This is a genomic window from Rhizobacter sp. P2_H2 (assembly GCF_056403375.1).
The window spans coordinates 1-4,766 of record NZ_JBFUFP010000381.1; the positions used below are offsets into that span (position 1 = coordinate 1).

The 4,766-nt window shown below is 70.6% G+C and carries 3 protein-coding genes; all 3 read left to right on the forward strand.

The window, feature by feature from the left end; genetic code table 11:
• Positions 1 to 570, forward strand: a 570-nt coding sequence (locus AC1D15_RS18465) for a 3-hydroxybutyrate oligomer hydrolase family protein (protein WP_477827125.1), incomplete at its 5' end; no start/stop codon positions are given.
• 8 nt (positions 571 to 578) lie between these two features.
• A complete protein-coding gene (locus AC1D15_RS18470; protein WP_477827126.1) occupies positions 579 to 1,418 on the forward strand; it encodes an alpha/beta fold hydrolase in 840 nt (279 codons plus the stop codon).
• 369 nt (positions 1,419 to 1,787) lie between these two features.
• Positions 1,788 to 4,766, forward strand: a 2,979-nt coding sequence (locus AC1D15_RS18475; RefSeq protein ID WP_477827127.1) for an RICIN domain-containing protein, incomplete at its 3' end; no start/stop codon positions are given.

Genomic DNA, 4,766 nt, shown 5'->3' on the forward strand with positions numbered 1-4,766 from the left:
GGCCTAGACAACGCGCTGTGCCAGCGTGCGCTGGTGACCGGCGTCGACGAGACCGGCGCGGCGCTGACGGCCACCGCGTCGTCGACGCGTCCGACCGCGGCGCAGGCGGCGGCGGTGCAGGCCGGCATGGCCGAGGTGGTGGTCAACGGCAACCTGCGCGCGAAGCCGGCGCTGGTGGTGGCGGGCCGCAGCGATGCGCTGGTGCCGGTCAACAACAACGCGCGCGCCTACGTGGCGTTCAACAAGACGGTGGAGGCGGCGGCCAGCAAGCTGGGCTACATCGAGGTGGCGAACGCCCAGCACTTCGACGGCTTCCTGTCGTTCCCAGGCTTCGACACACGGTTCGTGCCGCTGCACGTGTACTTCAACCGGGCGATGGACGCGATGTATGCGCACCTGAAGACCGGTGCCGCGCTGCCGCCCAGTCAGGTGGTGCGCGCAACGCCGCGTGGTGGCGCACCGAGCGCGGCGCCGATGATCACCGCGGGCAACGTGCCGGCGATCAGCGCCGCGCCGCTGGTGGCGGACCAGATCGGGTTCAGCGGCACGTCGGTGTCCGTCCCGAACTGAAAGCCGTCGTGGCCTTCACGTCGCACTACCTGGCCTGCGAGGGCCGCGAACTCCACTACACCGAGTGGGGCGCCGGCCGTGCCGAGACGGTGATCGCGTGGCACGGCCTCGCACGCACCTGCCGCGACATGGACGAGGTGGCGGCGCACCTGTCGCAGCGCTTCCGGGTGATCTGCCCGGACACGCTGGGCCGCGGCCTGAGCGAATGGAGCCGCGAACCCGAGCGCGAGTACTGCCTGGCGTTCTACGCGCAGCAGGCGGTGTCGCTGGTCGACCAGCTCGGGCTGCACGACTTTCACTGGGTGGGCACGTCGATGGGCGGTGCGATCGGCACGCTGGCTGCGGCCGGTGCCTTGCGCGGCCGCATCCGCAAGCTGGTGTTGAACGACAACGGCCCGGAGCTGGCCGAGCCGGCGCTCGCGCGCATCCGCGGCTATGCAGGGCGGCCGGCAGCCTTCGAGACGGTGAGCGAGCTGGAGCAGTACTTCCGCAAGATCTACCAGCCGTACGGCTGGCTGAGCGACGGCCAGTGGCGGCGCCTCACCGAGACCTCGACGCGCCGCTTGCCCGACGGCCGCGTGACGCCGCACTACGACCCGGCGATGGTGATGCAGTTCACCCACCACGACGACGACTACCGGCTGTGGGACGCATGGGACACGCTGACGCTGCCGGTGCTGTGCCTGCGCGGCGAGCACTCCGACCTGCTGCTGCCCGAGGTGGCCGAGCAGATGCGACAGCGCGGCCCGCGCGCGCAGGTGGTGACGGTGCCGGGCTGCGGGCATGCGCCGGCGTTGAACGTGCCGGAGCAACTGACGGTGGTGGAGCGGTTCCTGATGGCGCCGTGAGTTTTGAGGTCGCAAACTGCGACCTCAAGTTTGGCGGCGCAAAGACCCCGTTCGTATGGAGCACCACCGTTCGCGCTGAGCCTGTCGAAGGGCCCGTTCGTATCGAACCAAGGCTTCGACAAGCTCAGCCCGAACGGGACAATCCGTTCACCCTGAGCTTGTCGAAGGGTCTGCTCGCATCGGGCAAAGGCTTCGACAGGCTCAGCCCGAACGGGAGGGGACTCAGCGCCAGCGCGCTCTTGCCTTACGCCTGCTTTCACACGCTTGCCAATTGCGATGCCTGCCGGGACGGCGGCGCGGAAGAATGGAACCGGTTTCACACGCGCGGCCGATCGGCCGCTGCGCACAAGAATCGGAGAGGGACATCCCATGTGCCACATTCATTCGACGCTGCACGCGACGCCGACCGCGGCCGCACTGGCCGTTTCGCTGCTGCTGGCCGCCTGCGGCGGCAGCAACCCGTCGGCCGGGTCGGCATCCGATGCGGCGCTCAACCGCGAGACCGCCGAGGCGGTCGGCGATGCGCCGCCGGTGATCGCGCCCGGCCGCTACGTGCTCGTCAATGCGCAAAGCGGCAAGTGCGTCGACGCCGTTCCGTCGACGCCCGACGGCGGCCGCATCCAGCAGGCCACCTGCGGCACCGGCCTCACGCAGGCCTTCGACCTGACGACCCAGGCCGGCGGCGCCGTGAAGCTCGTGAACGCCGGCACCGGCCAGGTGTTCGACCTGTCGGGCAGCTCCGGTGCCGACGGCGCGGCCATCCACCAGTGGACAGACAACGGCACCAACGCGCAGCGCTTTCGCCCGTGGCGGGTGCTGGGCAACCGCTTCCGCTGGGTCAGCGCGGCCAGCGGCAAGTGCGTGACGATCGCCGATCGCTCGAACGCCGACGGCGCCCAGCTGCAGCAGGCCGGCTGCAGCAGCAGCGATGCGGCGCAGCAGTTCCTGCTGTTCCCGCGCGGCGGCAGCGCGCGCGGCGCGCTCGCGATCGGCCAGTACACGCTGCGCGGCCTGCAGTCGAAGCTGTGCCTGGACATCGAAGGCGCCGCCACCACCGATGGCGCGAAAACGCTGCAGGCCGCCTGCAGCACCTCGGCCAGCCAGCGCTTCGAGGTGCGCGCGGCCGACGATGGCAGCTATGCGTTCATCAACGTCAACAGCGGCCGCGCGCTCGACGTGAGCGACATCTCGACCGCCAACGGTGCGCTGATCCAGCAATGGAGCTACGGCGCCGGCGCCAACCAGCGCTTCAGCGTGATGCCGGTCGGCGACAGCTTCCGCATCGCGGCGAAGCACAGCGGCAAGTGCCTCGACGTGAAGGATTTCAGCACGGTGGCCGGCGGCCGCATCCAGCAATGGGACTGCGGCAACAACGACAACCAGCGCTGGCAGTTGCTGGCGACCGATGCGCAGGCTCCCGCACCCGCACCCGCACCCGCACCTGCGCCCGCTCCGGCGCCGTCGCCTGCACCGGCTCCCTCTCCGGCCCCCGCTCCGGCACCAGCCCCCAGCCCGGCACCGGCGCCTTCTCCTGCACCGTCCCCCGCACCGAGCCCGGCGCCCGCTCCCACGCTGACGCTGCCGCTCGAAGTCCTCGGCGCCGGCGCGCCCGACGCACCGACCGTCGTGCCGGCCCAGCTCGCGCTCGACGCGTCAGCCCTCGGTAGCGCGAGCCAGCTGGTGGTGCGCTGCCACCGCTGCGGCTTCTACAACTCGCCGGAGTTCGAGGCGCTCGCCAAGCCGCTGACCAGGATCGCCGGCAGCCTGCGCATCGTCGGCGGGCCCAATGGCAGCACTGCGCCGTGGATCGACATCAGCGACAGCACGGTGCAGCTCGACGAAGTCGAGCGCGCGCACGGCGGCGTCAACGGCGGGCTGCTGACGATCCGCTTCCGCGTACCGCTGGACGCGACCGCGCGCGCCCGCCTGGTCGCGCTGCCGGCCACCAACCGCATCGAGTTCCGCTTCAACGGCACCGACGGCAACTCCAACGGCTTCCGCATCCTCGACCTGCAGATCCAGGATGCCGCGGGCCGCCACCTCGGCGCGGCCCAGCCGCGCCAGTGGGCCGACATCCAGGCCGAGAAGGAGGCCGGCCGCACCTGGAGCGCCGACGCCGACGCGGGCAAGGTCCTGTGGAGCGGCCAGAACCTGCTGAAGAAGTCGCCGATCGTCGACACGACGATCCGCGCCGCGTGCTCGTCATGCCACGCGAGCGACGGCCGCGACCTGCAGTACTTCAACTTCTCGAACAACTCGGTGGTGCAGCGCTCGCGCTTCCATGGCCTGAGCGAGACGCAAGGCAGGCAGATCGCCGCCTACCTGCGTGCCGCGCTGTACACCAAGGTGCCGCACGTCGCGCAGGCCACGCCGTGGAATCCGCCGTACCAGCCGGGCCCGGGCCTGGATGCGAAGCCGACCGTCGAATGGGCAGCCGGTGCGGGCCTCGATGCGGTGCTGCCCGATGCGAAGTCCTTCGTCAACGTGTTCGCCGGCAAGGCCGCGAACAGCACCGCCGCGGTGACGCAGGCCGAGCTCGACGCCGCGATGGACCCGAGCCGCGGCAAGGTGCTGAACACGCGCGAGATGCCGATCCCGTTGCAGCTGCCGGACTGGAGCGCGTGGCTGCCGATCGAGAGCCCGCTTGACATCTGGGCGCCCGACGCGGGGCAGGCGCAGGGCCTGTTCGAGACCCAGGGCGACGACGGCTCGAACCCGATCAAGGTGGTCAAGCGCGTCTCCGATTTCCTGAATGCCAACCGGAACCCGAACGGCGTCTACGGCGACTGGAGCCACCTGACGCCCGAGCTGCGCGAACGCGCACAGGCCTGGCTCAACGATGTCGGTGGCAAGACCATCGCCTTCGCCGGCGGCGGCCGCGGCTCGCGCGTGTCGGGCGACCCGTCCAAGCCGTATGGTGGCGAACTGGGCGGCAAGAAGCTGCAGGCGCGCCTGTCGGCCCAGACGGCGAGTGCGGTCAACCTGCCGGCCGCCTTCACGAAGGAAGCGTTCATCGAGCGCGCGCTGTTCGGCGCCATCCACTGGATGAGCGTCAAGCAATGGGAGCTGGCCCACACCTACGGCCTCGAAGGGCGGCAGGACTGGCTGCACGGCTCGCGCAATGCCAGCGGCCAGTGGGTCGGCATCGGCGAGCCGCGCGGCTGGCCGTTCAGCTGGCCGAGCGTGTTCTACACGGCACCGCACATGCTGTTCGCGCCGGTGAACGGTCGAGAGAACTACTTCTCGTGGGAGCCGCGGCTGGTGTCGTTCTACCGCACCAACCAGTGGTACCAGCTGCAGATGACGGTGAACCCGGGCTGGCCGGGGGCGTCGGAGGGGCCGATGGAC